Source organism: Ulvibacter litoralis, from assembly GCF_900102055.1.
Classification (GTDB): Bacteria; Bacteroidota; Bacteroidia; order Flavobacteriales; family Flavobacteriaceae; genus Ulvibacter; species Ulvibacter litoralis.
Genome location: NZ_FNBA01000040.1, coordinates 1 through 2,408 on the forward strand (window position 1 = coordinate 1; position 2,408 = coordinate 2,408).

Annotated in this window: 3 protein-coding genes; all 3 read left to right on the plus strand. The window is 30.5% G+C overall.

The window, feature by feature from the left end; translation table 11 throughout:
* Positions 1–319 precede the first annotated feature (319 nt).
* The 3 genes from BLQ00_RS17310 to BLQ00_RS17320 all read left to right on the plus strand — a co-directional run bounded on the left by BLQ00_RS17310 (position 320) and on the right by BLQ00_RS17320 (position 2,132).
* On the plus strand, positions 320–886 hold the full coding sequence (locus BLQ00_RS17310) for a Crp/Fnr family transcriptional regulator (RefSeq protein WP_093145575.1): 567 nt from the start codon (positions 320–322) through the stop codon (positions 884–886).
* 70 nt (positions 887–956) lie between these two features.
* Positions 957–1,406 carry an SRPBCC family protein gene (locus BLQ00_RS17315; RefSeq protein WP_093145576.1) on the plus strand — a complete coding sequence of 150 codons (450 nt, stop codon included), beginning with the start codon at positions 957–959 and terminating at the stop codon, positions 1,404–1,406.
* Between the two features lie 255 nt (positions 1,407–1,661).
* Positions 1,662–2,132 (plus strand): DinB family protein, encoded by a 471-nt coding sequence (locus BLQ00_RS17320; protein ID WP_093145577.1) that lies wholly within the window; start codon positions 1,662–1,664, stop codon positions 2,130–2,132.
* The last annotated feature ends 276 nt before the right edge of the window (positions 2,133–2,408 follow it).

Below are 2,408 nucleotides of genomic sequence, written 5' to 3' on the forward strand. Positions count from 1 at the left end.
CTTAAGTTCCTACGTATATCTTAATCTTACTCTGCTCTTTTGTTCTTTCTATTAATTCTGAATTAAGTTAATGGAAATCAAACTTAGGACGTATATAAAAAATTGCTTGTAAGTGCTTAATTCAAAGAGGTTTTTGTATTTTAAATGTCAGTACTAAACCGAAAAGTTTCCGTTTATTTATACGCAACTTTTCATATACAAAACCGTTGGCTGTAATTTAACACAACTTGAGAATTCCTCAAATATTTAATTTTAAACCAGATGATTATGATTTACGCAAAAAAAAACACCAAAAAAGTATTAAAAACGGAAGAAAACTATGATTAAAGAATATTTAGAATCCTTCAATATATTTAGTAGTTCTGAGATAGATGAAGTAATTCAATTTGGACATTACCATACCTATAAGAAAGGGGAATTTTTTATTAAGGAAGGACAAATAAGTAAAGATATAGCATTTATAAATTCAGGGATTTTACGTTCATTTTACTATTCTATTTCAGATAACCAAATAACTTATTGTTTATCATTTCCAGAATCATTTGTAACAGCTTACACTTCATATATCTCACAGGAGAAATCAGGTATTAGCATACAAACATTAAGTGCAACAGAACTATTTATAATACCAAAAATGTATATGGATAAGCTAGTAAAAAAAAATGCAAATTGGCTTCTATTTCAAAAACAAATAGCAGAGAGATACTTCATGGCACTTGAACAAAGAGTGTTTGAGTATCAAAAAGAAAAAGCAGAGAATAGATATGCAAATTTAGTCAAAAGCCGTCCAGAATATATTAAACAAATTCCTCTTCAATATTTAGCCTCTTATCTTGGTATTACACAGAGACATTTGAGTCGAATAAGAGCCCAAACTGATTTTTAGACAATTGTCTAATAGCGAAAGAAGAATGAGGATTATATTTGTATTGAAATAAATATATAATTTAATTCTTATGAATACATTGACAGTAAATACAGTAATTATTAACCTACCAAGGAAAGAGGTTTATAAATTTGCAACTAATATGGAAAATTTCAAACTGTGGTTTCCTGAAGTAATAGAAATAAAATCTGATAATTCATTGGAACATGGGATTGTTGGGAAAAGATATATGGAAACTGTTAAAATTCCTTTAAGAGGAGAAAGTAAAATTTCTTTAGATGTTGTGAAAGCAGAAGAAAATATAGTTTTTATAACTGAAGGTAATTTTTCGCCATTACTTCCGAGGATGATTATGAAATTTTCTGAAGAGTCTTCTAACACCACAACTTTAACTTGGAGTATGCAAAGCAGAAATACTAATTTGATATTTAAATCTTTATTTTTACCAATATTTAAAAAAATTATAATTACAAGAGCAAAAGTTGGTATTCTAAATTTGAAAAGAATATTAGAAAACTAACGACCGAATAAAAAAACTACAGCTAACACCGGCTAAACTTCATGCGGGTTCTGTGCTTTCTCAAAGTTTTGTGTATATTTACTAAGTCGCCAAATCTTGTTGATTTGGCTTAGTTAAAATCAAAGAAACAAATCCAAACAAAAAGCTTCGGCTTAGTACGTATTCGAAAATCTTGTCGATTTTCAACCCCGCACAAAGCCTAGCCAAAACCGTTGGCAACAAGCAGAAAATCGAACTACAAACAAAATTTAATCAATGAATTCAACCGAAGTTATTTTATTAAACTTTTCCGAAATTAGAAGACGGAGTATAAAGTTATGGAGCGGAATTCCTAATGAATACCTGAATTGGAAACCTGACGAAAATGCGTTCACAATTATCGAAATGATAAGACACATTTTAGAGGGTGAACATCTTTTCCATAAAATTATAGAAAATCGTGGGAATTTAGGAAATTACAAATCACCTTGGAAAGAACTAAAATATTCAGACTTGAAAAACGAACTGGATTTTGCCGAAAATTATCGAGCGGATTTTTTGAGTATGATAAATAGACTGAACGAATTGGATTTAGAGAATGTAAAGATTGAGAGAAAGGAAGTGGGACAAAGCAAAAAACTTGGAGATTATCTGAATCGAATTGCATATCACGAATCTGTTCACACAGGACAAATGTTGAGTTATTTAAGAACAATTGGAATTGACCGACCTCAAATATGGGATTAACTGAAATGAAAAGCCAGTTGCCAACACCGTATATAATCCATTGCTAGTGAGAGCCTACTTACGAAAATCCTCGCGGATTTTCTATTCGGTTTTTATTTGCTAAATTACGTGCTAAACCACGCAACGTATCATATACAAAACCGTTGCCATCAATCGCTCGGATTCTGATTCTTACGAATCAAATCCGAACAGCTTTCTGCTAAGAAACAAGTCGGTCATTCTTACGTCCTTCTGACTGAAAGTTTTATTTAAACCTTTCAATTTATAAAAAATTAA

Coding starts and splice junctions, on each gene's coding strand:
- BLQ00_RS17315 (WP_093145576.1), top strand. CDS start 957: ATGAATACATTGACAGTAAATACAGTAATTATTAACCTACCAAGGAAA.
- BLQ00_RS17320 (WP_093145577.1), top strand. CDS start 1,662: ATGAATTCAACCGAAGTTATTTTATTAAACTTTTCCGAAATTAGAAGA.
- BLQ00_RS17310 (WP_093145575.1), top strand. CDS start 320: ATGATTAAAGAATATTTAGAATCCTTCAATATATTTAGTAGTTCTGAG.